The following is a 25,348-nucleotide window of genomic DNA, read 5'->3' on the forward strand; positions in this document are numbered from 1 at the left end:
AAAGAGTCAGGTTGTGGAAAGCCCCGCCATCAGTCATTCAAGGCGGTGAGGAGGTTCAGTAAGTGTTCTGAGAGTTGATCGACTCCGTCTGACCCCAGTCTTTGGTCGATCAATTCGTTAATGGCGGCAAACGGGCGCTCCATTTTGCTCAGAGCAGCCTTGCCTTCTTCGGTGATGGTGAGATCCCAGGCCCTTCCATCGGTTGCGGATCGTCGTTTTGCGACATAGTCAGCTTTTTGAAGGCGAGTTGTCATTGTCATGACGGCACTTTCGCGTTGAGAAAGCTCGTTGGCTATGAATCGTTGAGAGACCGGTTCGTGCCTGGCGACTACCGATAGGGCAGCCGCCTGCGCGGTTGTCAGCTCTGCAGCCTCAGTTAGGGCAGCATCCGCATGCTTTTTAAGCCGATGCGCTGTGAGCTGGATGAGAAAATACAATCGCTTTTCTGACGCTGTCATATTTTCCTTTGCCGAATCTGCCAAGGGTGAGTCATTTAACTACATATGTGTAGGGCATAGAAGGCCCTTATGTCACAGCACGATGCAAAATATCCGTTCTCAACCATGATCCGGGAGGTCATCTATGAATTCTTTGGTGCTTCGAACGGCGCTTGGCGCCAACGCGTTTTTCTCCGGAATTTCGGGCATAGCTCTATTGGCCTATCCGAGCACATTCGCACAGCTTTTGGGAGGAATTGGTTCGGGCTGGTTGGTTGCGCTGGGAGGCGGTCTAGTTATTTTCGCTCTCGATTTGCTCCATCAGGTGTCGAGAACAAAAATGATGGGCTGGCGGGCTCTGATGGCATCGATTGCGGACTTTATATGGGTGATTGCATCCGTGGTCATTCTCATCGCTTTTCGAGATGTTCTTCCGGCAACAGGCGCGACAATTATCGGTGCTGTGGCGTGTGCCGTTACGCTCTTCGGAGTGACACAACTTTTGGGGCTTCATCTGCTGTACAAAGTGACGGGGAAACAGGTTTACCGTTACTGCCTGACGGTATCGTCGCCGCTAGCGGCTAGCAGAATGTGGGACGTAATTTGGGATTTGAAAAGCATTGACCGGTTTAGCGCTATGGTGAAATCGTCGAGCGTTGTAAACGATGAAGATCCAGCCATTGGTGTGGTCAGGCGTTGCGAGGACCAAAAAGGCAATTCATGGACCGAGGAGGTGATTGACGTTGACGAGGGAAAATCGTTCATGCTGCTATTCAATGCCGATGATCCGGACTTCCCGATGCCAGTCTCTGAGATGAGGGGAGGTTGGTTTCTTAATCCTGAGGACGGCGGCTGTGATGTCTCTGTTTGGTGGGAATTCAAGCTGAAGGCGCGATTCATGGGGCCTGTCCTCGTGCCTTTGTTTGCCCTGGGAATGGATCGTGACTTTGTTGATGTTGTCACCAACATGGCAGCCGAAGTGACGGGAAATCGTGCATCATCGATCGAGGGCATTCGTTTATTGCCTCGAATTTGTTGAGGAGGGTAAGTTATTGATCTTTATGGCATCGCTGATGCTCTGTCGCGAACTGAATGAGCCTGCTCTAGGCGCATTGGAAATTTATAGAACGAAGACTCTCATGGCATTGTTTCCCAGAAAGTTGCTTCTCTGTTCTTCCGACAAGCCAAGACTTTCAAGATGCTTCAAGCATTGGGCGGGTGAGAGCATCGGCCAATTTGTTCCGAACATCACCCGTTTTGACCCCATCCCTTTGAGGAAATCGACAAAACTCGTTGGCAAGCGATGTAAAGCGTAAGCGGACGTATCCACGTAGAAATTTGGGAACTTGATGGTGAGCGAAATTAATTCGTCGATCCATGGAAAGCCAACGTGCCCACCGACAACCTTAAGTTCAGGGAAATCGAGCAGGACATCTTCAAGATAGGGAATGGGCCTTCCTGTTTCGGAACGAAGTAGGGGGCCTGTATGCCCAATTTGCGTGCAGAAAGGCACGCCAAGATCAACGCAGGCGGTGTAAATCGGGTAGTACTTTCGGTCATTGGGTGGCAGATCCCATAGCCAAGGTACGACTCGAACCCCCACAAATCGGTCGTTATCCACCCAGCGACGTATTTCCCGAACGGCTTCCATCGGGCGATTGAGGTCAACTGACACGAGGCCGCGGAATCTCTCAGGTGCCTGATCAATCTGAGTGGCCACTTCCTGGTTGCTGATTAAAGATCCGCCGGGGCCGTGCCAGGCCGATAGGATCGAAATGTCGACCCCAGCCTCGTTCATTGCCTCAAGAGTAGAGTCAACGGAAGGTATGACCAGCGAGTCCGTCTGACCTGTCCACTTCAGAAGCGGTTCTAGCCAAGGCTCTTTGGCCATTCGCTCTGTCTGTATTTGAGACCATACGTCTATAACTTTCATCGTTGCCTCTCAATCTACTACATATGTGTAGTATAAGCTTAGTGCAAAAATGGCACGCGTTCACGAGCACAATCAGGCTCGTGACGTTGATTGTTGCCTTGAGGGCTCAATGGCCGCCATTACCCAAGAGGTAAATTGGTTCCAGGCGTCTGCAAACTATCGCTCGAAGGGGCTTCGCGCCATCAGGTTTTTTTGCAGCTCATTTGTTCCACCGGCCCAGAGAGCGAGCAAGCCTTCCCGCAGCCAGCGCTCAACTGGGTATGACAACAGATAGGCCCTGCCGCCCATAATCTTCATTGCGCTCATACTGACTTCTTGTTGCATAGTGGCGGCGAACGATTTTGCAGCCGCAATTGCGTTTGTAGGATTGCCGCCACTCAAGAAGGACTTAATCGCCTCGTTCACTAAGGCATCCGCAGCCCGAACCTGAATAGCGATGTCGACGATTTGATGGCTAATGTTTGTCATGTTGTACATGGCATGGCCAGCGATTTGACGTTCTTTGGCATAGCCGTGCAGGTACTCGCCAATAGTCCGGCTTAAACCAACACAACACGCTGCGACTAAAAGACGTTCGATTGCGCCGCCAAGCGCAAGGGCATCCCAGGCTACGTTTGCGCCTCCGACTGCGGCGTCGATTGGGACTCTTACATTTTTGAGCGTAATGTGACAGCTGGCGTATCCATTAACCGCCATCTTCGGGATAGGTTTGATATCAAGCCCTGGTGCATCCTTTGGAATGGCTATTAGAGAGGTGCCTCGATTCATTGGCACTTCCGGGTCCGAGCGTGTCACGATTAGCAAAACATCGGCGACCTCAGCTCCTGTCGTCAGGTACTTCTCACCATTTACTTGCCAGTGATCACCATCCCGATAGGCTGAAGCGCACAGACCTTGAACATCTGTCCCGGCCTGCGGCTCTGTTAAAGCAAACGCGGAGAGTTTCTGACCAGTCAGAAGCGAAGATGCAAGCTTTTTGTGATCACCTGCTCCATACCTTCCCAACATCATGGCGCATGCCGCATTTACGCAGATCATGTTACCCAGGACGCCGGAATAGCTGTTCACAATTTTGCACACCTCAGCCAAGCGAAAAAGGTTATCCGGGGCTTCGGTAATATCGGCAAACGTTAGCCAGCCACATTCGGCTAATTGTTTGTAAAGGGATATCGGGCATTCGCCGGCATCGAGCTGAGCTGCTTTTTCCAACGAAACATTTTCATCACACCAAGCGATGACGTCTTCTCGAAGTTCTCTAAGCATTACCTTCTCCAAACAGAAGTAAGTGTGGGATTGCCAGAAACTTCTCAGATCGGCGTCTCCGGATCGTCTCAGTCGGAGTCAGTTTTAGGAATTCATGTAGTCGCGGACTTCACCGAGACTGTATAGGCTTAGAGATAACCGGTTTGCAGAAGAAATCGAATGCGACTTACACCATGAGTATTCCAGTCATTCAATTGCTTGGCTCGCCCGAAATTGGCTTCGGCCAGAACGACGCCCTGCATTTGCGGAAGAAAAGTATCGAGCTACTTGCCTTTTTGGTTACGAATCCTCGCAGCCATCCCAGAGATCGGCTGGCAATGCTGCTATGGCCTGATGCTGTGGATTCTCGAAAATTATTGCGCAACGCGATTTATGAACTCAGGCAACGGTTAGGTCGGAACGCTTTGGTTGCCCATGCCGATGTAATAAAAATTGATGATTCAATAGCATCAGCCTGTGACATTGGTCACTTGAAGAGTCTCTCCGCCAGCAGTGCAAAGCACGCTCCCATTCTTTCTTTTGAAGAGATCGAAAGGCTGTGTTCCGGGGATTTTCTCGAGGGTTTTCAATTCGCAGATTGTGACGGAATGGCGGATTGGTGTTACGCGATGCGTGAGTCAGTGATGCGGTGGAGGTGCAAGCTTTTAGAGCAACAAACGGATATTCACCGCAGCCTTGGCAAGATAGACGTGACCTTGCAGTTACTGAGACTGTGGTACAGCCTGGATGAATACAACGAGTGCGTCGTACGCCAGATTATCGAAGCACTGATAGAGAAAAACCAGCTCTATGAGGCGGAGCGTCTTTACGAAGCATTCAAACGAAGGCTCCACGAACAGCTTGGCATTGCGCCATCAAATGACTTAGCCCGGTTAATCTTGAAATTGGGTCAGGCGCCGCGTGCCAGCAATAAAGACAATTTCGCAGCTGCCGTTCCAGAGACCCACTACCTGCAATCAAATGGTGTGTTCTTGGCCTACCAAACGTTAGGTACTGAGAGCCGCACTCTGATTGTCATCAACGGATTTATGTCCCACCTGGAGCAAATATGGGAAAACCCAGAGCTGGCTCGTTTTTACCGGCAATTAGCAAACCAGTTCCGGCTGGTTCTTTTTGATAAACGTGGCTGTGGAATGTCCGATCGCGTAGCAAGTGCGCCATCACCCGACGACATCGCACTTGATGTGCATGCAATCATGTCGAAACTGCACCTCAAACAAGCCGTCATTCTCGGATTCTCGGAAGGAGGAGCGGCAGCGATCACGTTTGCAGCCCGGTTTCCGAAACTCGTCGAACGACTCATTTTATACGGCTCTTCCGCCAAGTGGATGCGGACGCCAGATTACAAACCCGCTTTAACACCGCAACAATTTGACGTCTGGCAGGAGCAACTGGTCTCGCAATGGGGGAGCGGGAAAAGCATAGAAGAGTTTGCGCCCTCACAACGCTCAAGCATCCAATCCATCAACTGGTGGGCGAAAACAATGCGTCTCTCGTCCTCGCCCGGCGAGATTTCCAAAATCATGCTTTCGATTCGTGAGATAGATGTGCGAGCTCAATTGGAGAAGGTTAAACATCCAACGTTGATCTTACATAAAATCGATGACCGAATTGTTCGCTTTGATGCAGCAAAAGATCTTGCAAAACGGCTACCAAATGCTGTGCTGAAGCCTCTTGACGGGATAGATCACTGGTTTTGGACAGAGTGTGCCGACGAAATTCTCGACCTCATCAATGACCAATGCCGAGGCGCTGGTCCTGCCAATTGTGCTTCTCATTTAACACGGATCTGAACCTCCTTTCGTCATCAAACCTCGTCTAGTGTGTTTCGATCGCTGAAATAGAGGGAGTGTTTGAGTGAAATGGCTATCTAGAATCGTGTATGCCTATGATCGCCACCGATATCGTCAATGGATTCGATCACAAATAGCTTATAGTGGAGGACCTGAATACTTAAGGCGACTGGAGTGCGACCTTGGCCTTTGCACAGGCTACTTTGAAACAGAAGCGAAAAAGTCATTTTGGTCCACATGACAATTTCTCTTGTTGGTCACAGTTAACGGATCAGAGATTGGCCGCCATAAGCACTCTGCTGACTACGTGGGTTCGGTCTAAGATGCTTAAATTGTTCTGGTAAGAGCCGAAATGAATGAACAAAAAATATGAGGTAATTGCTGAGAAAATAACCCTCTGGATTAGTAATTCAAGCTACGGTCCCGGGGATCGATTGCCCAGCATTCGCGTTCTCTCGGCAAGAATGGATGCAAGTATCACCACCGTTGTGACCGCGTTGCGTTTGCTGGAAAGTCGCGGGCTCGTCCACGGCAGAGATCGAGCGGGATATTTCGTCACTCAATCGGGTGCCGAAACTGGCCTTGATCCTGCTGACACGTCGTCTGATTCGCCCGGCCTGAGAAAGCAGCGAGAGAGTAGGGACCACCTGAAACTCACCCTTAGGCACGATCAAGCGATACTGCTGAGCAGCACAACCCCGGTCGAGTCATACCTTCCTACCCGACAGATTCAGAAGTCGCTTCTGCGAGCATCAAGACGCGCCCTGGATTCGCTCAGCTATTCTTTTCCCGGTGATGCGCTGTACCTCCGCGCTATTGAGCAGCGAATGACGAAGCTAGGTATCAAAAGTGCTTCTTCAGAGATCATTGCAACTGGGGGCGCACAAGAGGCACTAGCATTGGCACTAAGAGCGGTGACTCGAGAAGGAGACACTGTCGCTGTGTTTGTCCCGTCCTCTCCAGGCATTCTCCAATCGATCAGTGCTCTTAACTTGAACATCGAAGAAATACCTTGTGATTCGGATGGTCGGCCGAACCTGAATATTATGGAGAGAGCTTTAGCCAACCCAGCAATCAAAGCGCTCTGTCTTTCCGCCAATGTCAGCAACCCAACGGGTTACACAATGACGGATCAAGACAAAATCCAGATGCTACGGATAGCAAACGGAAAGGGCATTCCGGTCATAGAAGATGATGTGTTCGGCGATTTGCATTGGGACGCAAACCGTCCGCTCCCCCTCAAGGCATTTGACGAGATGAACTCTGTGATTTATTGCAGCTCATTCTCCAAAACCATTTCTCCGGGCTTACGATCTGGCTGGATCTTGCCCGGTAAGTTTTACGCTCAGGTATCTGACGAAAAATACTCGTTTAATTTTTCGTCGCCGGCAGTGACTCAAATGGCCGTGGCCGACTATCTTCAGAGCCGCGCTCACGACCTGTATTTAAGAAAAGTCCGAAGTATCTACCAAAACAATCTCTCACGGCTGCGCGAGTTCGTAATGTCCGAATTTCCAGAAGGTACAACGTGCTCCGACCCCAATGGTGGATTCACGTTGTGGGTTCGCCTGCCGGGCAACATTGATACAACAAAACTATATCCTGTCGCTCAGGAGGCGGGCTTTTGTTACGCCCCAGGTCAGCTCTTTTCAATGCGAGGAGAGTTTTCGAATTGCTTGCGCATTTCGGGAGTACGACCGATTGATGATGAGTTTGAGCGTGGAATGGCCTTTCTCGCCAGTACATTTGCAAGAACGATGTAAGGAGCATCCTTTTTCTTTGGCAGAGCAGCTTCAGCAGCACTGCCAGAAGTGTTTGACGCCCCTGGGCAGTTGATCGAGCAATTCGTCGAAAGCCTTTTCATCGACATGCTTTCGTAGAGAGTCCGCTACTGACCGAATAGCAGAGTCGGGGGAGAAATTATGGGCTGCTCGTAGTTCCCGGACTTCGCGTCGCATCGCTTCACAGTCACCAAAGCACCGTATCTCTTCCTCGACGTCCCAATCTGCAGTAAAAAGGGCCCGCAATCCTACCGGCAGAACGGCCGCAAATTGGATGGCTTGGGCCAAACACAACCTCCTGCGGAACACTTGGAAAACTCCTTGAGTCATGGTGTAGGCGGCATGAGTGCTCCATAGACCTGACGCATCCCGCGCATCGACGAGAAATTCAACAAATTTACGAGATGCTAATTCGTACTCAAGGGGGACCGTCATATACTGGCTCTCTCTGATTCCAGATGGCGACACTTGGGAAATTCTTTTCCGGCGGCCATCGTTGGAATAATGACAAGCTTTTCGAGGCGAAAACATTCACAGAACCCGTCAAAAATACAGGCACAGATACTCGTCATCTGTGCTGCATTTTTTCGCAAGCTTTGTATCTGATAACGCAAGGGCGTCACCGTTACCTTATCCGGAGACTCATCTGGATGAACGACGTATGATTCAAAAAATCTTGAGGTCATGTATTCGAATCAGCCTTGCAATCACAGCCTGCTCGGCTCACGGGCACGATCAGATACAACATATCCGAAACGCTACCGTTAAAATCGACTACGCAGGCGTCACTTTTCTCGTGGATCCATTGCTGGCAAGAAAAGAGGCCTATCCTGGTTTGCCTGGTACTTTTAATGCTGAGACGAGATACCCAACCGTTGAGCTTCCTCTCCCAACTTCGCAAATAGTTGAGGGCGTGGATGCGGTTATTGTCACCCACACTCATCCCGACCATTGGGACCAAGCTGCACAGACGTTACTTCCGAAGGACACCAGGCTTTTCGTTCAGAATAATGCGGATGCGAACATAATCCGATCCCAAGAATTTCGAAACGTCGAAGTCTTGAACGAAAGCACCATCTTCAAAGGCGTAGAGTTATATAAGACGGGTGGCTGCCATGCCCCGGAATTTTTATATTCTGTTGAAACAATTGCCGCGATCCTGGGAGAGGTGATGGGCGTCGTTATGAAGGCGCCGAATCGTAAAACGATTTATTTGGCAGGCGATACCGTCTGGTGTGAGGAGGTGGAAGTTGCACTTAAAACCTATCGTCCTGATATAACCGTGTTAAATGCGGGCAAAGCCATGCTGGATGGTTTAGAGGAGTTTCCGATTCTCATGGGAGAGCTAGACGTACTTCGAGTGGTAAACGCGGCATCCGATACGCAGATCATAGCGGTTCATTTGGAGGCACTAAACCACAGCACTTTGTCTCGGTCTCAGCTTAGAACGTTTGTAAATGCGAATGGACTAGAAGGCCGAGTTCTCGTCCCCGAGGACGGTGAGGTTACCAGGTTCTGACCGTTTCGGTGCCAATAGAGCCACAAAAACTATGAAAAATGGGGTGATGGGAGTGAAAGTATACGGGGATCTGCAATCTGGCAATTGTTATAAGATAAAGCTGATGTGTGCGTTGTTGGGCATTCAGCACGACTGGGTGCATATGGACATATTGGCAGGCGATACGAGAAATGAAGCTTTCGGCGAGAAGAACCCAAATCAAAAGATCCCGGTTATTGAGCTTGCGGATGGCCGACTGCTTTGGGAATCGAATGCGATTATCAACTTTCTGGCGCAGGGCTCGTCATTGCTGCCTGAAGCCCCCTTCGATCTAGCCAAGGTTCAACAATGGCAGTTTTTCGAGCAGTATAGCCACGAACCCTACATTGCCGTTGCGCGATTCATTAACAAATATCTCGGTCTTCCTGAAGACCGAAAAGCTGAGTTTGAAACCAAGCAAGCCGGTGGCCGTAAAGCGCTGTCCGTCATGGAAAATCAATTAGCCCAGACGCAATACCTGGTCGGAGATTGTCTAACAACAGCCGACATTTCTCTTTACGCCTACACACATGTGGCAAACGAGGGAGGTTTTAGTCTGGACGCGTATCCTTGTGTGACGGCATGGCTTGAACGTATTCGATCGCAGCCTCAATTCGTGCCGCTCGGTTAAATCAGCGCAATCTACCGCTCCTCCATCCTGGAACTGGACGTCGTTAACGACCAGCTACAGAAGTCTATTTTGTCCGCCAGCAAATTACCGTTTGCTTGTAAAGACCTCTAGTGCTGCCTATTCTCTATTAGTTGGAGATAGCAAATCGTACAGGAAGTCGGCGTTACGTCACCCACATGATACGAAGAGGCACACTATGAGAACTCTAGCTTTTATCTCCCTGTTGATTATGTCGAGTTTTACATTCGGCGAAAATTTGGAAGACATCAGGTGGATTAGCGAACAGTATCCGCCCTATAACTATGTCGACCCTGATGATGGAAAACCCAAAGGTGTCACTTTCGACATATTGATGGTGATGTTCGACCGGCTCTCGGTCGATGTGGCTCCCGAGGACATTGAGTTTTTGCCCTGGGCCCGGTCATATCGAGATCTACAAAATGAGCCTCAAACAGCACTCTTTTCAATGACCTACACGCCAGAGCGTGAAAAACTGTTTGAGTTCGTTGGCCCCATCATTCCTTCGAAAATCACTCTTATGGCTCCGAAAAGCGCCGGGGTGAGTGTGGATTCAGTGGAAGAAATGAATCAGCTACAGATTGGCGCAATTCGGGACGATATTGGCGAGCAGCTTTTGCTATCGAAAGGTGTCGACCCCGGTCAAATCCAGCTATCCAGCAAGACCGATGCCCTGATCAGGAAACTACAGGCTGGTCGAATCGACGCCATTGCCTATGGTCAGGACATCGCGCTATGGACGATGAAAAGCATGGGCATGAATCCCAACGAATACGAGTCGGTATTCACACTGGCAGACGGCCAGATGGGTTATGCCTTCCATAAAGACACGGATCCGGCACTGCTGTCTAAGTTGCAAAAGACACTGGATGAGTTGATTGCCGACGGGACAGTTCAGTCCATCTCCGATGAGTATCTGAAATAACCGGACCGAAACGACATCCAAACCAGGGTTGAAAGGGGCGTGTTGGCGCCCCTTTCATGGGTTAAGGCCCCCAGCGCTTAGCCTGATACACCACCTCTTCAAGCTTCAGCCATACACCAGAAATTACCCTACCTCAAAAGCTCAGAATCTTTTTTGCATTTAGTGTGATCATTCTAATTATTGAGCCTACTGTGCATGTGTCGATTGAAAGAGCGGCCACACAAAAGTGAGCCGGCCGATGCAGATTTCAATTTCGAAAACATGCATTAAAACCTTTAAGGAAAGATCATGGGTAAGCTTAAAACATATCAGGAACAGCTTCAGGAAATCGTAGAGAAGGGTATCAACGCAGCTGAAGAGCAGCAGAAGAAGCTGGCTTCCAAGCCGTTCGAATACGCTGAGAAGTTTGAAAATGATGTTCGTGAGTACAGCGTTGCAACTCTTCGCACCCGTTACTACGGCTACAGCGAGAGCCTGTTCGAGCAACTGCGCGAACTGAACACCCGTTTCGGTAGCTTCGCTGCTGATCTGGTTGCCAAGCTTGAGAAAGAAGTTGTTGAAAGCGCTGACGAAGTTGCGGAAGCTGCCGACGCTGTTAAAGAGTCTTTCGAAGAGCCGAAGCCGGCTGCCGAAGAGACTACAACTGCCTCTGCCTGATAAGGCCGGGTACAGTTGTCGAGAGGCCGCCTTTGGGCGGCCTTTTTTTATGCATGTTTTGTGATTCCTAAGAGCGCTGGCGAACCGACTGACCAACTCCCCTCGAGTAAGTTAGACCCTCATCCTGGGTTTGAGATGCAGTAGTACGTCATTCTTCTTACCTGCTATTGCGTCGGAAAAGGAAAAGAACTATGAACATTTCCAAAACCCTATTGGCCCTCCTGTTTGTGGGTGGCCTCACAATCACACTGTCTGCTTGTGAAGATCAGGGGCCACTCGAGGAAGCTGGCGAAAACATTGATGAGTCAGTTGAAGAGACGGGCGATGCCATCGAAGACAAAACAGATGGCTAGTGAGTTAACGTTTGAACGATAAAGACTCAAGCCGGTCTGTTTCACGTTTAACAACGGCGTAGCACTCGCAGCACTGCGTCTCAAGCTCGGCGCGATCAACCACAGAGATGTGGCCGCGCCGATACTGGATAATGCCCGATTTCTGCAGTCTGCCTGCGGCTTCAGTCACGCCCTCACGCCGGACGCCAAGCATATTGGCGATCAATTCCTGAGTCATATCAAGCTCGTTGCCATGCAAACGGTCGAGTGACAACAACAGCCACCGGCAGGCGATAGGCAAACCCTTTGCTTTGAACGACTGCACGGTTCGTTGTGCTATCTCCACCCATTACGACCGTCACCCCGAGCATACCCTCGTTTCCGATGACCGCTATTTCAGCCGACTGTCCGCTAATCATCACGTTAAGCAGAGAGATGATGCAGTTTGTTGGAAAATAAACAAATTCAATGGGCTGGCCGGACTCGTAGATAGCGTCACCCAGCATCAGTTCCACCAGGGCCAGCTTTGAAAAACATCCTGGGTTCGAATTTTTCAGGATTGCTGCCAGCAACTGGTTCTGTTTCGGGTCAGCGGCGATCAACATCTGACTACTTTTTGCGACACGTTCATCGACAACAATCATGACGATCTCCTTGTCAGCAACATTCTGGTGCATCAATGCGGTTTCTGATCTAGAAGCCGATGTAAACATGTTTGTGGGAGGAAACATATGTATTTTTTCTATGCCTCAAGCTGTCGTTCTCAATGTCAAAAATTCGCCCCGACTGTGTTCGGTAGCGTACAGAACTCGTCTCCGTATCAGTCAATAATGTGGAAGCGGCGATGCGGAGGAGCAGTTGCAATTTCTCTCCCGTACCGCCTGTAACACAAGACTATTTCGAGGCATTGCTAAACCGCGGTGCACCTTATTAAGGGCAAGAAAGATATCGTGACTCTCTACGGCTTAAATCCCGATACCCGCGCTTCTGTGGCAGCGTTTGACACCGCCCTGGAACAGCTTGCGCTGACCCACCAAAGCAACCCTCTGGCGCCGAATACCGAGGTACTGGACGCGGCGCTTCAGGTCATGGCCGATCCCGGCGGACTTGATGCCTTGTACGATAGGGTGCCGGCAATGGAGGCCAAGGGCGTATTCGCCAACAGTGACTGGAACCAGCCTGGCATTTTGCGGCCAGCACTGGCCGTTCGAACGTTACGCCAGGGAGCGACTGCCTATACGGTCATCGAAGCCCTGAGTGAGCTTCGCCTACTGGCCGTGGCCATGGGTGATTATCGGCATCCTGGCATCTCGTCCGAACAGGCCAGAAACTTCCTGACTCAGGTGACAGCCCTGAACCTGGACCTGTTGTCAGGTCAGATGAGCGAAGCGGATCGGGAGCGGCCGCAAGGGCTAGGGCACATCGTCAATTCGCTTTATCAGTTTCTGCTTAACAGGCTGGGCTATGAGAGTATTCTCGACAGCCTGGTGGATGAAGTACGGCGTCTTCTGGCTCAACGCCCGATTCAGACAGACAGCATCAAACAGATGGTCAGCCAGATTGCCAAATGCCTGTTCGATCCGGCCATCGAGACGACGGGCATGTTCAAAGCGGCGCGTCTGGTCAGCGCTTTATTCGGGCCAACTCCGGGCAGCCGTGACGATCCGGGCCTTGCGGTCTACGGCGAACGCCTGGATGCCATGGACGATGCGGCACTGTTTGAAGAGGCGAAAGGCTTTGCCAGTGGGATGCAGGAGACCGGCATGGTTTCCCCCTATCATCCGATGCTGTTACGGCGGCTGCGGGAGCACCGGGATGACCTGTTACCCCTGGCATTGGGCCTGAGTATCACCGGCAACGATGGGCTCCAATGCTACCGCCAGATCGTTCATGAACTGATTGATCAGGTTATTCACCCGGAAACCTGCCAGGCGGTTTACGGCCTGGCCATGTTTCTTGAACGCGGGTCCCTGTTTACCCCGCCCGTGGCTGCGGGTTTATGGCGGCAACTGGAACTGAAGCTGTGTAAAACCGCTGAGGACAAACTGAGCACGGTTTTCGGTGATGCGCACCCGCCGCGGGTGTATCTGCTGGCCGGTGTGCTGAGCCTGCTGGGACAGCCGTTAGGCGTTGGCCAGGGTAACAACCCGACCTGCCAGTCAGTCATTGGCCTGTCCATGTGGGCCTTCAACGATGCTGACTTCCTGTTGCAACTGGTCGCCTGGGCTGCCCGTGATGACGATGTGGTTATGCGGTTCGAAGGCCAGACCATTAACTCTCAGCACCTGGAAGCTGGCCTCGCGAAGGAACCCCCAACCGATGTCGATCCGATTTCATTGATTTTGATCCCCCACCTTGACCGCTTATACGGCGAGATGGGGCGACTGTGCGGCGTGCGCGACGACGATTTGCATCGCTGGATCAATCCGGAAATGTATGGCTGGTGGGTAGGACACGGCTTTCTCAGTGTTATCAGCCGGGAGACAGGGAAAATCCATGATTATGAGGGTTTTGTTCGCCACTTTTATGCCTGCTATCACCCTTATTACAACGGCAATATACCCGTCATACACCCACAGCCAGCGGGTATAGCGGTAACCGATAGTGGAGGGCGCCTCGTTGGACGTCATGCCATAACCATTATTCGCGTCAATCTTGATCGCGATGGCTTGATGCGGCTCTATTTTTTCAATCCCAACAACGACAGCGGCCAGGATTGGGGCCAGGGCATTAACTGCTCAACACAGAGTAATGGTGAGCGCTATGGCGAAGCGTCGCTCCCATTCGCTGAGTTTGCTTCCCGTTTGTGTGTGTTCCATTACGACACGAGGGAAGTGGGGGACGTGTCGCTGGTTCCCGATACAGGCATTGCACGGGCCACAGAACTCGGCCGCACCAGCTGGGCTGCGGATTATGATCGGTAGTGATCTGTAAATGATCCGCGAGCTGGAAATTCCTTGCCTCAAGATTTAATTTTAAGGCAGGGAGGGGCTGCGCAATGCGTCAGAACTATAGCCACAAAATGAACAGCAGTTTGCCCGAACACAGCGCTGATATCCGGGTAGGCCAAGAGCTGCTTCAAGCCACCAAACCTTACGTTGAAGAGTCTTATGTCCAAAGTTGGTGGCAAGTCGGCCCGACTTTCGGGTTACTGATTGCGGCCCTAATAGCCGCAGGAGCGCTTCCGTGGTGGCCGCTTCAGCTTGTGTTTTCCCTGCTGGGCGCACTCTTGATGGTGCGGGCCTTTATCACCTTCCATGATTACCTTCACGGGGCCATACTCAAAGACTCACGCGCTGCTTACTGGCTTTTCCATACCTATAGCGCTTTTGTCCTGACGCCAAGTCGCTCGTGGAGAGCAAGCCACAACTATCATCATGGCCATGTGGGGCAGATCTCAGACGCCAGTGTGGGAGCGTTTCCGCTTTTGACCACCCGGATCTGGCGGGCTTCAACACGGTGGCAGCGCTTTGCTTATCGCGTTCAGCGCCACCCCTTGGTGGTGGTACTGAGTTATCCGATCGTTTTCGGCCTCAACATCACACTCATACCGTTAATTCGATCCCCAGCCCAACACCTAGACTCCCTCATTGCACTGATCGCTCACTTCGGGCTGATTGGATTGCTTTGGTGGCTGGGAGGCTTCAGCCTGGCATTTTTTGTCATTCTGCTGCCCATGTTCGTTGCCTCCGCGTTAGGGTGCTACCTGTTTTTTGCCCAGCACAGTTTCCGGCGTATGCAGATTGCTTCGCCCGAAGCCTGGACTTATTACCGGGGTGCCATGGAGTCTTCAAGCTTCATGCGGATGAATCGGGTCATGCAGTGGTTTACCGGAAACATTGGCTTTCACCATATCCACCATCTCAACGTCCGAATTCCTTTTTATCGCCTTCCAGAGGTGATGGCTGCGATTCCGGAGCTACAATCGCCGTTGACCACGACCCTGGCCCCGAGGGATATAGCAGACTGCTTTCGTTATGCACTTTGGGACGAAGACAAACAACGCATGGTTTCTTATCAGGAGGCTCTTCAATAGCTACTAGCTTCCTGATTCTCGATTTAGAGCGTTTTTTACCTTCCTTTTGTCCTGCGAAATGAGAAGCCTATGAAGGACGAGATAGCACTGGCTGGCGACACCATAATTGCCGAGTTTGCCAGCATCAATGACCTTGCCGAAATGGTTATTGTCCTGATCAGGCTTTTACTGGCCGGCTTCTTGGCGGCCTCCTGGGTTTAGAACGGGAACAACGCGGAAAGGCCGCCGGGCTGCGCACTCATATGCTGGTTTGTATGGGAGCCGCCTTGTTCATCCTGATTCCACAGACAGCCGGAATATCCGACTCGGAAATGAGCCGCGTTATCCAGGGTGTGATTACCGGGATCGGTTTTCTGTGCGCCGGCACCATCATTAACGGTAACGACGAACAACGTGCCAGCGGGTTGACCACGGCAGCAGGCATCTGGTTTACGGCAGGGATAGGGGTTGCGGTGGGGCTGGGTCGAGAACTGACAGCAATCGTATGCACCTTGCTGGCTTGGATCGTACTCTACGTGGTGCCGATGGTCGCGGGCTCAAGACGCCCAGGTGTAAAGGAAAACGGAAAGTATAGTGAGAGCTAGTTATCCCGAAGTGGCAGGAGGCCAAACCTTGCAGGGCCGAGTTTGGCTACGTCCTTGATCTGAAGCAGTGCGTGAACCAAAACTCTAACCAATACTGCGTATAATGTATATTATGTTAAACGCGAGATGGAATGAAAGCACATCTCACGGCAGGCTTTGGCCGACCAAGCGAACTGCTAAAGATTCGCCACCTAAAGAGCTAAATTTGCTCACAAAGTGCTGAAGTCGTCGTCCACCACCCTAACTTAATGATCCGAGCACATTTTATGGTTTTCGCTAAAGGCAGCTGATTGGACGTCGCATTTTGTTGTAATGTCAGAGAGACTAGATCCTTAAGGCTGATCCCTTTATGGACCGGCTGCAGGACGAACGACACCTTAGTGAAATTGGGTTAACGTTTCTGGGGTTTCATGATTACAGCGCGGCTCAATCGTCAACAAGCGATCATCGACACCGGGAAACGAAATAACACTTTTTTCGAGTCGGATGTTTTTACTGAAATGCTCGGCGTCAAAGCTGACGATAGTGAGCAGTTTCTGAATGTTCGGCGCGATCAGAACATGGTTTTTTGTGTTTCTTATGATTCGCGCGCCTTTTATCCAACTTTTCAGCTCGAAGGGATCGATCCTGGCAAATTTGAGTTGCTTCCTGAGATGCCAATGCTTCTTTAAGCCCTATTTGGTGCTGGCTTGAACGATTGGAACATCATGTTTTGGCTGGATTCTCCGAATAGATTTCTAGATGGCGATAAGCCCATAGACCTACTGACGATACCCCGTGATCGAACGAAAATCTTGAACGCTGCAGAGAAGCTTACCCAAGACGGAACGTATTGACACACATTATAAGCCGGTGCGTCGTAAACCTCGGTCGATTATGGAGTGTGTTTGAGCGCTTTGATTAAGTGCTTTGAGTGGAAAACTTTATAGTTGTCTCCCACCGGTCAATAATCCGTTAAAATAACATGTTGCAGTGGCAGCAAGGTCGCAAAACGAACATTCAGGTTCATCGCGAGAGCGAGCATACAGGCAAAGGGCAAATCAGCTCATAACCCCGATAGCCTGGGACGAAAAGCGCGGCTCCGCAAACAACCCGAGGAGCCAGCAGCTGGCGCCGAATTATTCAATAAACCAACCTCAGAAAATAAAATCTACCTTTTTACTGGTCGTGGCGGATGACAACGTCACTGAAATTCATCAGCAACGGGTCAAACCTTTACATCTTTCTCAATCAGTAAAGGTAAACAGAGCCTGCATTCGACGCAGAATTGTCAGATTGATCACCGTTAATTCCTGTGGCATTGCTATCTTCCCGGTTTGCAGAAACAGCGAGCACCCCGCCATTAGCAGACAGAACGACATCAGACTCGGCCGTGCCGAAAAAATCCCCTTCCTCGGTATTACTTGCTTTTACGTAAACATTCTGTGACCAGGCGCCATCTGTTAGTCTGAACAAATAAACAGCACCGGAACCGGAGGCAGAGCTATCGAGTTGATCTCCGTTAAGTCCAATCGAACTGCTATTGTCGCGGGCACCGACGGCCAGCGATTTTCCGTCGGCGGACAAGGCAACATTTAATCCAAACTGTCGGGAATTTGTGGTGCTGGCTTTGATATAAGCTTGATCAGACCAGATTCCACCCACTCGATTGAACATATAAACTGCACCGCTGCCGTATAGATCATTGTTGAATTGGTCACCATTCACTCCAGTGGAACTGCTTTTTTCAAAGGCAGCTCCAACAGCTAAGGTCTTGCCATCACCAGAAAGCGAGAGATCGACACCAAAGCGATCAGAAGGGTCGGTATTGCTTGCTTTGATGTACGCTTCTTGTGTCCATGTTTCTCCATCGCGACTGAATACGTAAACAGCGCCAGAGTCGGGTGCATCAATGTTGTTTTGATCACCATTTACGAGCACTGCACCGCTATCTTCTCCACTTGCGGCAACCGCCAATATATTGCCATCCGCGGACAACGACAGCTCCCGGCCAAAGAAATCCTGAGAGTCGGTATTGCTGGCCTTTACATAGGCTTGTTGGGACCAGACACTATTTTCTAAGGTAAAGACCCAGACGGCGCCAGAGTCCGGAGCCAGGTTATTGGTATCGTCGCCATTGACTCCAGTAGATCCGCTTTCCTCTTCCGACCCGCCAATAGCCAAGGTTGTCCCATCGGACGACAACGCCACGCTTTCACCGAAGAATAAAGGGCGCCCCGAACTAGCTTTGACATAGGCTTGCTGACTCCAAATCCCTCCAATTCGGTTGAAGATATAAACCGCACCTAACGCCTCTGATCCACTAGCGTTAATCGACTCATCACCGTTGACGCCAGTCGCAGTACTCAGTTCCCTGGGCGCTCCAACTGCAAGTGTGTCCCCGTCCGCCGACAACGTTACGCTGTAACCAAATTGGTCCAGAGCATCGGTATTACTTGCTTTGATATAAGCCGGTGCTAGCCACTCGCCGGCATCATCACGGGTGAAAACATAGACAGCTCCCGAATTTGAAGCACTGTTGTCGGCTGGGTTACCGTAAGCGCCCGTCGCACTACTGTCTTCGCGGCTTGCGCCAACCGCCAGCGTCGTACCATCAGCAGAAATCGCCAAACTGCTGCCAAATGTATCGTTTGCATCGGTAGCGCTGGGTTTTAAATACTCTGGGATTCGGTTTATTCCAAAGTCATACTCGAAAGTCATGGATGCGCTGAGACCAGTAACCGTATCCAATACTTCAACGGTAGCTTGATTGAAGTCCGCAGGAATCGTCAGACTCTGTGTGTCCGCGTCAATAGCAGTTAGCGTGGGCGTGCCACCTACAACATCGACGAGCTGGAACTCAAAGTTTGGGGTCACATTGATCCAGCGAAGACGAGCATTGATCGTCAGAACGGTGTCTGCAACTACAGGTTGAAGCAGGTCTGCCGGTTGGGCGGCCTCGGGCACTCGTAGCAATACTTCCGGGACAATATCCGTAAACCCGGTGGCATCGAAGGTACCGGATATGGAGTCAACACAGCCTTCCACGCTTGAGAGGCAACCCCGATCATCCGCCAAAGAAATGCTTACCGTGTGCGTACCCGAACGTTTAGGCGTCGCATAATAGACGCGATAGAGCCCCTGGGTCTGCGCCAGCGCATCAGCCTGAACCTGGGCCAGCTGAGCTGACAGCTCGGAGGTGTCGGCCGCACTGGCAATCCGGTCGCTGCTGCCGGTAAGCGCTGCCAAGGTTCGAACGTCTACCAGCTCACCAATTGAAATAGCAAACAGATCTTTGCCGGCCACGGCTGCTTGAGCTTGGCCTTCAGTGGCAAGGCCGGATGTGTCTTCCCCGTCAGAAATCAGTATGCCATAGCCAAACTGGGCGTTGTCCAAGCGGAAGAAGTTGTTGACTCTATCCATTGCAGTGACGACAGCACCATAAAGGTTGGTGGAATTACCGCGTTCCAAAAGGCTCTCAGGGATGGTATCTATGGCAGCATTGAGTACGCTGTTATTGGAGCTGAAGGTCTGCACCTGAGTCACCGCACTATCAAAAGTAAAGATCGCAATTTCCTGGTTGTCCGGTTTGGCTGCGACGACCGCTTTGGCGGCATCCTTGAGAGCGACGATGTCGGCTGGCAGCAATGAGGTTGAAATATCCAGAATTAATACTGATTGCAGGGCCAGATTAGCATCGCCCACCTGCTCTGCATCCACAAAGGATTCCAGTGGATTCACAGCTGTGCCATTTTCCAGCACGATGAAGTCTCCACCGGCCAGGTCGGAAAGGGGCAAACCGCTACCTAAATCCGTCACACGCAGGCTTCCCACCACTACTGATGGGGCTTCCTGGGAAATACCGTAGTCGGTAAGGGTAAAGCCGTCGCTGCCCAAGCATGTTAGTTGCACATTGGCCACATCAGCGTTTGAAACTGTCCCTGTAGCGTTGCTCAATGAGCAGGTGTCCGTAGAGGACTGGGAGTCGATGCTGACGACGTAGCCGTCACCATCCAGAAGTGTCTCGGTAAAGTTGAAGCTGGTGTCTCCGGCGTTAATGGTGACCATAGCACTGCCGTTCAGGGCAAGGGTATAGCTGCCATTGGTCAAATCGCTGACCGATCCGCTGACAGAAAAATTGGACAGTGTCGAACAACTCACGCTTACGTCGGTGACATCTGCGCTAGAAACACTCCCACTCTCGTTGGCTAGAATACAGATTTGATCTGAGGGCTGGCTCGCAATACTCACGGAGTAACCGGCACCATCATTCAGTTCGGCAGAAAATGTAAAGTTGCCATCTGCGCTTACTATCAAGTCGTCAGCGCCGTTATTCTGGAGGATCAAAGTTCCTGACAGTCCGGAAACACTTCCCCCAACGCTGACTTTCGGTGAAGAGTTCGTCTCACAGTTAATCAGAATATTGCTGACGTCTGCGCCCGATATGGAACCTGAACCGTTGGTGACTGTGCAGGTTTGCCCGGTTGGTTCCGTCAAAACAGTGATGTTGTAACTTGTGCCATCTGCGACGCTGGCCATGATGGTAAACTCAGAATTATCGCTAACTGTGAGATTCTCCGACCCATCGTACTGCAACGTCACCATGCCAGTTGCACCGGCGAGCGTTCCCGTGATCGAAAAAGTCTGCGCGGAAGGGCTTCCGCCATCATCGCCACCGCCACAGGCGATCAAAGAAAGAGAAAATAAACTAGTTAATAGAAACTTCAAAGCGGTGGTCAAATGCACGGAGAGTCCCTTCAGTGTGAATTTCCAATCAAAATATGGCCAACCAAAGAAAGCAATTGGCGGGCCAACTAGAAAAAACGACTACGTTATCAGGCTGGGACTGAAGAAATCTGGGTATTAGTCAGTGAATAAGGTGTAAAAAGAACTGACGGCAAGTATCCGATGTGGGCAAAAGCTTAAACCAGCTCTCAAAGCGCCCCATCACTGATCACGCGCATGTTTGCGGAAAACTACACGATAACGATTCGCTCGCGCTCAGGCTTTATGCGCGATTTCAATTACTGAAAGTTCGCTTTTTTTAGAAAGCGGTTCAAAAGAGGCTAATCTCTGTGAGCCCAAAAAATAGGGAACGTGAAATCTGAGCCCATCCAACAATGACGTGATTCGTTCGGCCAGTTTATTGTTGATTGACTAAAAGCCTTGGGTAGAAGAATTTTTAAGCTTCAACATTTGGAAAATGTTATCGGTAGAACCACACCACCATTCATGTCATTTGTGACGAGTGTGAATTGATCGCTAGTTTCCAGAAAAAATAATTATCTCCTAAGTTCCCTTCTCCCATCCTGCTTGTATCTTTTTTCGTTTTGTAGTTTTCTTGACCAACGTTAGATCGCTATCGAGAACGTGAATCTCATCGGATCGAGATTTTGGGTCCACATAGGGACAGGAACGCTCATACTTGTGTCGCATAATGCACGCTTTCTGGGCTAACCCTCTCCACGAGTACGAACCTCTCGCTCTTCAGATTTGAATCATCATTCTTCTCCGCGGTTTGTTAACGTGTAAAAGCAGAATGCGCTGATTTTTTTTAAACTGTGTATCTAAACTGGAGAGCTACTGTGAAAGAGTCGATTCGTGCTTTAATCTTGGGAATTCTTGTGTTCGTTTTTCCCTTTTTTGCAAATGCATCAAATGCTTATCTCGATGCGCCAGCAACCGATCCTACATCCGAACAATATAGCGAAGTGACCTCCCCAGCATCGCTGGATCTCGAAGAACTTCAGGCATTGGAAGCTGCGGAAATGGCAACCGGATCCGAGGCAGAACAGATCGTGGCAGGAGACGAAAGAACCGGCATTATGGTCGCTGGTGTGCTACTTTTCGTTGGCTTGATGACCCTTCTCTGGGCTTGATACAGCCTGTCAGGCGGGCAGACTGACAGCCTCAGCCAAGCTTTAAACTTGCAAAGCGATTAAATGTGAAATTCGAATCCAGGCTCTCAGCCTTTTGTTGCTCCCTACTCCTAACGGCGCTGTCTGGCTGTTCAATCCTGAGCACTCAGCAGATTGAACAGTCGGATCCAGCAAATTTTTCGGTTCGGAACAGACTGCAGGCAACGGAGCAATTAGAAAGCTACAGTTGTGGCTCGGCAGCTCTGTCTTCAGTCGTCAATTACTGGTCGTCTCCAGATGGCAAACAGCTCACTGAAGAGGAAATCCTTTCAAACTTTCCCCCACGCGATACCGATGCTGGTTACAGTCTGGGTGAGTTAAAAGCCATTGCCAAATCACAAGGATTTCGGGCATTCAGCTTTCAGTCTGATCTTAAATTTCTCAAAGGCCAGCTTGAGAAAAAAAGGCCAATCATCGTAGTCCTACGACTAAAACAGAAAATACCTGTTTTTAAATTTCTCCATTATTTACCCATCACTGGGAGCCTTGCCGAATGGCTTCTCGATGACTACGAACATATGGTTGTCGTGGTGGGGCTAGACGAAAAAGGGGTGCAAGTAATGGACCCCGCTGACGGAGAGTTTGTCGCTTTTAGAATTGAGGAATTCAATCAAAGCTGGGAGGCGCTAGGCAATCCCATTCTTCTCGTATCGCGTTAAGGCCCCAACTACAAAAGCACGCTTTCTATTCAAACGAATTGAGCTTTTCCGCTATCTCGAAATAATCGTTCACTGTCGATGATGATTAATAATTTGATTAGCCGCGGCATATCACCCGGCTCGAAACATCATTGATAGACTCAAGACCCAGACTCTATCTTGACATTGAGCCCCTCCAATTGCTCCTTGGCTAACGGGATTATGCTCTCAAGCTCAGATGAGAGTATTCCCTCTCTTTTCATCTTCTGCAGAATTTCGAGCACCTTCTCTAGAGGCAACTTTGCCTGCGCCCAATCCTCTTCAGCCTTATTTAGTTGAGAAAGCTTAAAATGAGAGAACATAAGAGCCCGCTGAAACTGAATGTTATGTGGCTCGAGCTCGACCAGTTTGCGAGCAATGGCCGTCCCCCTCGCGAAAGCGCTTTTTGCAGACTCAATTTCGTCTTTCATTAGCCCTAATTCGCCAACACTGTTGTAAATAAGAGATTGGTCGTTCAGAAACTCGAGGTTTTGAGGCTCGCGCTCAACTAACTTCTGGCTTATAGAGATACCCTCATCAAAAGCGCGTTGAGCCATCTGGATATCGCCAAATTGCAGATGCAGGCGCCCGAGGCGAAAATGCGAAACCCATACGATGCGCTGAAAAATGTTATTTTCGGGCTCGAGCGAGACCAATTTCTCTCCAATAAGTAAAGAATCTTTGTAGGCGTTTTTTGCCGCTGCGAAGTCTTCCCGGTCTTCCGCAAGGGACCCAGAATCTTGATGAGATACCGCAAGATTGTGCAAGTAATTGACCTTAATAGGATTGAGGCTAACCAGTTTCTTAAAAATGGCCATAGCTTCCTGATGGGCGCGCTGGGCCGCCTCGATATCACCTTGATGAGAAGCAAGATCGGAAAGCCTTCCGAGAGCTGAAGAAAGATTGTTCATCCATTCAACATTAGTTGGGTCAAGGTCGACCAGTTTCTTAAAAATGGCCACGCCCTCCGCGTAGGATCGTTGAGCCTCATCATTGGCGCCGCGACGCAAGGCTAAGTCTCCCACTTTGAGGTAACTTGAAGAGAGACTGCTCAGAAATTCGGTGTTCTGGGGATCGAACGCGACCTGTTTCTGGTCAATAGATAGGCTCTCCGCAAATGCACGTTCCGCGCCGTCGAGGTCACCGCGACGGCGCGCCAGGTCTCCGAGCCTGTCATGAGAGTTGGCGAGGTCCCTCATGTACTGGGTGTTCTGGGGATCGAGCATGACCAGTTTCTGGACAATAGATAGGCTCTCCGCAAATGCACGTTCCGCGCCGTCGAGGTCACCGCGACGGAGCGCCAGGTCTCCGAGCCTGTCATGAGAGTTGGAGAGGTCCCTCATGTACTGGGTGTTCTGGGGATCGAGCGCAGCCACTTTCTGGTGAATAGATAGGTTCTCCGCGAAAGCACGTTTCGCAGCCTCAATATCGCCCTCACTAATAGCGAGGTTGCCAAGCCTGTTCAAGGTGACCGCAAGGAAGCTCATGTCTCGGGTATTTTGTGGATTGAGCTCTACCAGCTTCTGTCGCAAAACCAAGGTTTCTTCGAAGGCCTTTCGGGCAGAATCGCGATCACCCTGGCGGACGGCGAGGTCGCCCAGTTCACGCTTGATGACGGCGATATTCCTCTTAAAGCTTGTGTTTTTGGGAAAGCGAGCGGCCAAACTTTCGTAAATAGCGAGAGATTCCTCCAACATCAATTTCGCACTGCCCAGATCGGACTCGCCACTGCTTAATATAGCAGCGGCTTTTTTACCCAATGCATATGCCTGCTCTATACGGTCCTCACCATGCGAGCCGTGGTTTTGACCCTGCTCTCTCAACACAGATAGCAAAGAGTCGATTTCACGGATTAACATCAGGCGCTGCTTTGAAGGCACATATGTGTCTAGTGCACTGCGTAGATCTACGTTCATGAAACTGAGATTTTGCCGTACAGTGGCAAGAAGATCTTCCGCACGCTCTCGCTGAATCTCAGCCTCGCGCCTCTGTTGTTCAGCCACAAATCCTGCACTAACAGCCAAAACCGCCAGGCACGCGACCCCCGCCAACCACTGGCGCAGGCGTTTGGCCCGTCGCTTTTCTTTGTTAAGTTGATGCACTTTATCCCGCTGGGTCAGTTCGCCCAGGGGCACACCAATAATGCCGGCGATGATTTTCAGCAGCATCAGGTTTAGTTGCTGCTCGTAGGCGTCGACTTTCTTTTTGATGTCACTGGAGGGTAGACCAGAGAGTTTGAGTGCCTGGCGGTAGGCCTCAGGTGTGGTCCATCCTTGTTGGAGCATGTCGTTATCGGCCACACGAAAATCCGCCGCAATCGGCTCGGCCAGCTTTTCAGTGGGTTTCCCATCCACATACTCGCGCTGTAGGGGTAGGGGGAAGCATTCGTCGGCGGCGGAGAAACCGCTGGATTGCTTGCCTAGGTCATGACCGGCGTTGGGTTCACCATCGATGATGGCAGCCAAAATTCTGTCGGAGCGTCCCAGCCTTTTGAAATAATCGATCTCATCGGCCACGTATGTGGACTCAACTGCGCGAGGCGTGCACAGCACGATCAGGCACTGAGAATCATCGAGTGCCCGTGTGATGGCACCTTCAAGATTGGCATCCGCAGGCAGCTCCTCTTCGTCCCTAAACATCGGGAAAATTCGCTGGGGAACCGTACCGCCGCCCGGCAGCGGCTGCCCTACAAGATCCTCTGGGATTTCATAAGTTTCAATAGCCTGGTGCAGCCAAGTTGCCCACTGACGCCCTTCCTCGCGGTTATCTGCGTGACGATATGAGATAAAAGCCAGATAACGGAGCCCAATATTTTGTTTTATCATCCCAAAGGCCCTCTAATGTAGT

At 50.7% G+C, this 25,348-nt stretch carries 21 protein-coding genes and 1 pseudogene; 15 read left to right on the plus strand and 7 right to left on the minus strand.

Going from position 1 to position 25,348, the window contains the following annotated elements; all coding sequences use genetic code 11:
- Positions 1–29: 29 nt before the first annotated feature.
- Positions 30–482, minus strand: coding sequence for a MarR family winged helix-turn-helix transcriptional regulator (locus QLQ17_RS08935; RefSeq protein WP_283209241.1), 453 nt, complete (start codon positions 480–482; stop codon positions 30–32).
- A 100-nt stretch (positions 483–582) separates the two neighbouring features.
- Here QLQ17_RS08935 and QLQ17_RS08940 point away from each other — a divergent pair, with 100 nt between their 5' ends.
- Complete coding sequence (locus tag QLQ17_RS08940; protein ID WP_283209242.1) at positions 583–1,476, plus strand: SRPBCC family protein; 894 nt, start codon at positions 583–585, stop codon at positions 1,474–1,476.
- Positions 1,477–1,557: 81 nt separating this feature from the next.
- Here the strand turns inward: QLQ17_RS08940 and QLQ17_RS08945 are convergent, their stop codons facing one another.
- Both QLQ17_RS08945 and QLQ17_RS08950 read right to left on the minus strand, forming a co-directional pair.
- Positions 1,558–2,328 (minus strand): amidohydrolase family protein, encoded by a 771-nt coding sequence (locus QLQ17_RS08945; protein WP_283209243.1) that lies wholly within the window; start codon positions 2,326–2,328, stop codon positions 1,558–1,560.
- A gap of 198 nt (positions 2,329–2,526) precedes the next feature.
- Positions 2,527–3,633 (minus strand): acyl-CoA dehydrogenase family protein, encoded by a 1,107-nt coding sequence (locus QLQ17_RS08950; RefSeq protein WP_283209244.1) that lies wholly within the window; start codon positions 3,631–3,633, stop codon positions 2,527–2,529.
- Positions 3,634–3,776: 143 nt separating this feature from the next.
- On the opposite strand from QLQ17_RS08950, the gene QLQ17_RS08955 reads away from it, so the two are divergent.
- Both QLQ17_RS08955 and QLQ17_RS08960 read left to right on the plus strand, forming a co-directional pair.
- Positions 3,777–5,426, plus strand: coding sequence for a bifunctional AfsR/SARP family transcriptional regulator/alpha/beta hydrolase (locus tag QLQ17_RS08955; RefSeq protein WP_283209245.1), 1,650 nt, complete (start codon positions 3,777–3,779; stop codon positions 5,424–5,426).
- A gap of 356 nt (positions 5,427–5,782) precedes the next feature.
- Entirely contained in the window at positions 5,783–7,189 is a 1,407-nt protein-coding gene (locus QLQ17_RS08960) for an aminotransferase-like domain-containing protein (RefSeq protein WP_283209246.1), read from the plus strand.
- Between the two features lie 30 nt (positions 7,190–7,219).
- Here QLQ17_RS08960 and QLQ17_RS08965 read toward each other — a convergent pair whose 3' ends face one another.
- On the minus strand, positions 7,220–7,642 hold the full coding sequence (locus QLQ17_RS08965; protein WP_283209247.1) for a DUF2267 domain-containing protein: 423 nt from the start codon (positions 7,640–7,642) through the stop codon (positions 7,220–7,222).
- Between the two features lie 226 nt (positions 7,643–7,868).
- On the opposite strand from QLQ17_RS08965, the gene QLQ17_RS08970 reads away from it, so the two are divergent.
- The 5 genes from QLQ17_RS08970 to QLQ17_RS08990 all read left to right on the plus strand — a co-directional run bounded on the left by QLQ17_RS08970 (position 7,869) and on the right by QLQ17_RS08990 (position 11,328).
- Positions 7,869–8,726: an MBL fold metallo-hydrolase gene (locus QLQ17_RS08970; protein ID WP_283209248.1), complete on the plus strand. Its 858-nt coding sequence runs from the start codon at positions 7,869–7,871 to the stop codon at positions 8,724–8,726.
- A 31-nt stretch (positions 8,727–8,757) separates the two neighbouring features.
- Positions 8,758–9,375 (plus strand): glutathione S-transferase family protein, encoded by a 618-nt coding sequence (locus QLQ17_RS08975; RefSeq protein ID WP_283209249.1) that lies wholly within the window; start codon positions 8,758–8,760, stop codon positions 9,373–9,375.
- Between the two features lie 196 nt (positions 9,376–9,571).
- A complete protein-coding gene (locus QLQ17_RS08980; protein ID WP_283209250.1) occupies positions 9,572–10,318 on the plus strand; it encodes a substrate-binding periplasmic protein in 747 nt (248 codons plus the stop codon).
- Between the two features lie 288 nt (positions 10,319–10,606).
- Positions 10,607–10,975 (plus strand): hypothetical protein, encoded by a 369-nt coding sequence (locus QLQ17_RS08985; RefSeq protein ID WP_283209251.1) that lies wholly within the window; start codon positions 10,607–10,609, stop codon positions 10,973–10,975.
- A gap of 191 nt (positions 10,976–11,166) precedes the next feature.
- Positions 11,167–11,328 carry a hypothetical protein gene (locus tag QLQ17_RS08990; RefSeq protein ID WP_283209252.1) on the plus strand — a complete coding sequence of 54 codons (162 nt, stop codon included), beginning with the start codon at positions 11,167–11,169 and terminating at the stop codon, positions 11,326–11,328.
- Between the two features lie 4 nt (positions 11,329–11,332).
- On the opposite strand, the pseudogene QLQ17_RS08995 reads toward QLQ17_RS08990, so the two are convergent.
- Positions 11,333–11,912 (minus strand): annotated as a pseudogene (locus QLQ17_RS08995) (Crp/Fnr family transcriptional regulator).
- Positions 11,913–12,257: 345 nt separating this feature from the next.
- Here QLQ17_RS08995 and QLQ17_RS09000 point away from each other — a divergent pair.
- From QLQ17_RS09000 to QLQ17_RS09015, 5 genes are all read left to right on the plus strand, one after another.
- Entirely contained in the window at positions 12,258–14,231 is a 1,974-nt protein-coding gene (locus QLQ17_RS09000) for a hypothetical protein (protein WP_283209253.1), read from the plus strand.
- 74 nt (positions 14,232–14,305) lie between these two features.
- The gene (locus QLQ17_RS09005) at positions 14,306–15,343 is read left to right on the plus strand and encodes a fatty acid desaturase family protein (RefSeq protein WP_283209254.1); all 1,038 of its coding nucleotides are present in this window, start codon (positions 14,306–14,308) and stop codon (positions 15,341–15,343) included.
- A gap of 69 nt (positions 15,344–15,412) precedes the next feature.
- A complete protein-coding gene (locus QLQ17_RS17135; protein ID WP_349306792.1) occupies positions 15,413–15,544 on the plus strand; it encodes a hypothetical protein in 132 nt (43 codons plus the stop codon).
- A 29-nt stretch (positions 15,545–15,573) separates the two neighbouring features.
- Positions 15,574–15,927, plus strand: coding sequence for an MgtC/SapB family protein (locus tag QLQ17_RS09010; RefSeq protein ID WP_349306796.1), 354 nt, complete (start codon positions 15,574–15,576; stop codon positions 15,925–15,927).
- A 410-nt stretch (positions 15,928–16,337) separates the two neighbouring features.
- Complete coding sequence (locus QLQ17_RS09015; protein WP_283209255.1) at positions 16,338–16,598, plus strand: hypothetical protein; 261 nt, start codon at positions 16,338–16,340, stop codon at positions 16,596–16,598.
- 559 nt (positions 16,599–17,157) lie between these two features.
- Here the strand turns inward: QLQ17_RS09015 and QLQ17_RS09020 are convergent.
- Entirely contained in the window at positions 17,158–20,652 is a 3,495-nt protein-coding gene (locus QLQ17_RS09020; RefSeq protein ID WP_283209256.1) for a VWA domain-containing protein, read from the minus strand.
- 839 nt (positions 20,653–21,491) lie between these two features.
- Here QLQ17_RS09020 and QLQ17_RS09025 point away from each other — a divergent pair.
- Positions 21,492–21,785, plus strand: a complete 294-nt coding sequence (locus tag QLQ17_RS09025; RefSeq protein WP_283209257.1) for a hypothetical protein — start codon at positions 21,492–21,494, stop codon at positions 21,783–21,785.
- 65 nt (positions 21,786–21,850) lie between these two features.
- Positions 21,851–22,483 (plus strand): cysteine peptidase family C39 domain-containing protein, encoded by a 633-nt coding sequence (locus QLQ17_RS09030; RefSeq protein ID WP_283209258.1) that lies wholly within the window; start codon positions 21,851–21,853, stop codon positions 22,481–22,483.
- Positions 22,484–22,623: 140 nt separating this feature from the next.
- Here QLQ17_RS09030 and QLQ17_RS09035 read toward each other — a convergent pair whose 3' ends face one another.
- Entirely contained in the window at positions 22,624–25,326 is a 2,703-nt protein-coding gene (locus QLQ17_RS09035) for a toll/interleukin-1 receptor domain-containing protein (protein ID WP_283209259.1), read from the minus strand.
- Positions 25,327–25,348 lie beyond the last annotated feature (22 nt).

The organism is Marinobacter sp. CHS3-4, from assembly GCF_030053415.1.
In the GTDB taxonomy this organism is placed as follows: Bacteria; Pseudomonadota; Gammaproteobacteria; order Pseudomonadales; family Oleiphilaceae; genus Marinobacter.

What these genes read in the sequence shown, in the direction of transcription:
- QLQ17_RS08940 (WP_283209242.1), top strand. Translation starts at nt 583, where the DNA reads ATGAATTCTTTGGTGCTTCGAACGGCGCTTGGCGCCAACGCGTTTTTC.
- QLQ17_RS08945 (WP_283209243.1), bottom strand. Translation starts at nt 2,328, where the DNA reads ATGGCCAAAGAGCCTTGGCTAGAACCGCTTCTGAAGTGGACAGGTCAG.
- QLQ17_RS08950 (WP_283209244.1), bottom strand. Translation starts at nt 3,633, where the DNA reads ATGCTTAGAGAACTTCGAGAAGACGTCATCGCTTGGTGTGATGAAAAT.
- QLQ17_RS08960 (WP_283209246.1), top strand. Translation starts at nt 5,783, where the DNA reads ATGAACAAAAAATATGAGGTAATTGCTGAGAAAATAACCCTCTGGATT.
- QLQ17_RS08965 (WP_283209247.1), bottom strand. Translation starts at nt 7,642, where the DNA reads ATGACGGTCCCCCTTGAGTACGAATTAGCATCTCGTAAATTTGTTGAA.
- QLQ17_RS08970 (WP_283209248.1), top strand. Translation starts at nt 7,869, where the DNA reads ATGATTCAAAAAATCTTGAGGTCATGTATTCGAATCAGCCTTGCAATC.
- QLQ17_RS08975 (WP_283209249.1), top strand. Translation starts at nt 8,758, where the DNA reads ATGAAAAATGGGGTGATGGGAGTGAAAGTATACGGGGATCTGCAATCT.
- QLQ17_RS08980 (WP_283209250.1), top strand. Translation starts at nt 9,572, where the DNA reads ATGAGAACTCTAGCTTTTATCTCCCTGTTGATTATGTCGAGTTTTACA.
- QLQ17_RS08985 (WP_283209251.1), top strand. Translation starts at nt 10,607, where the DNA reads ATGGGTAAGCTTAAAACATATCAGGAACAGCTTCAGGAAATCGTAGAG.
- QLQ17_RS08990 (WP_283209252.1), top strand. Translation starts at nt 11,167, where the DNA reads ATGAACATTTCCAAAACCCTATTGGCCCTCCTGTTTGTGGGTGGCCTC.
- QLQ17_RS09005 (WP_283209254.1), top strand. Translation starts at nt 14,306, where the DNA reads ATGCGTCAGAACTATAGCCACAAAATGAACAGCAGTTTGCCCGAACAC.
- QLQ17_RS17135 (WP_349306792.1), top strand. Translation starts at nt 15,413, where the DNA reads ATGAAGGACGAGATAGCACTGGCTGGCGACACCATAATTGCCGAGTTT.
- QLQ17_RS09015 (WP_283209255.1), top strand. Translation starts at nt 16,338, where the DNA reads ATGATTACAGCGCGGCTCAATCGTCAACAAGCGATCATCGACACCGGG.
- QLQ17_RS09035 (WP_283209259.1), bottom strand. Translation starts at nt 25,326, where the DNA reads ATGATAAAACAAAATATTGGGCTCCGTTATCTGGCTTTTATCTCATAT.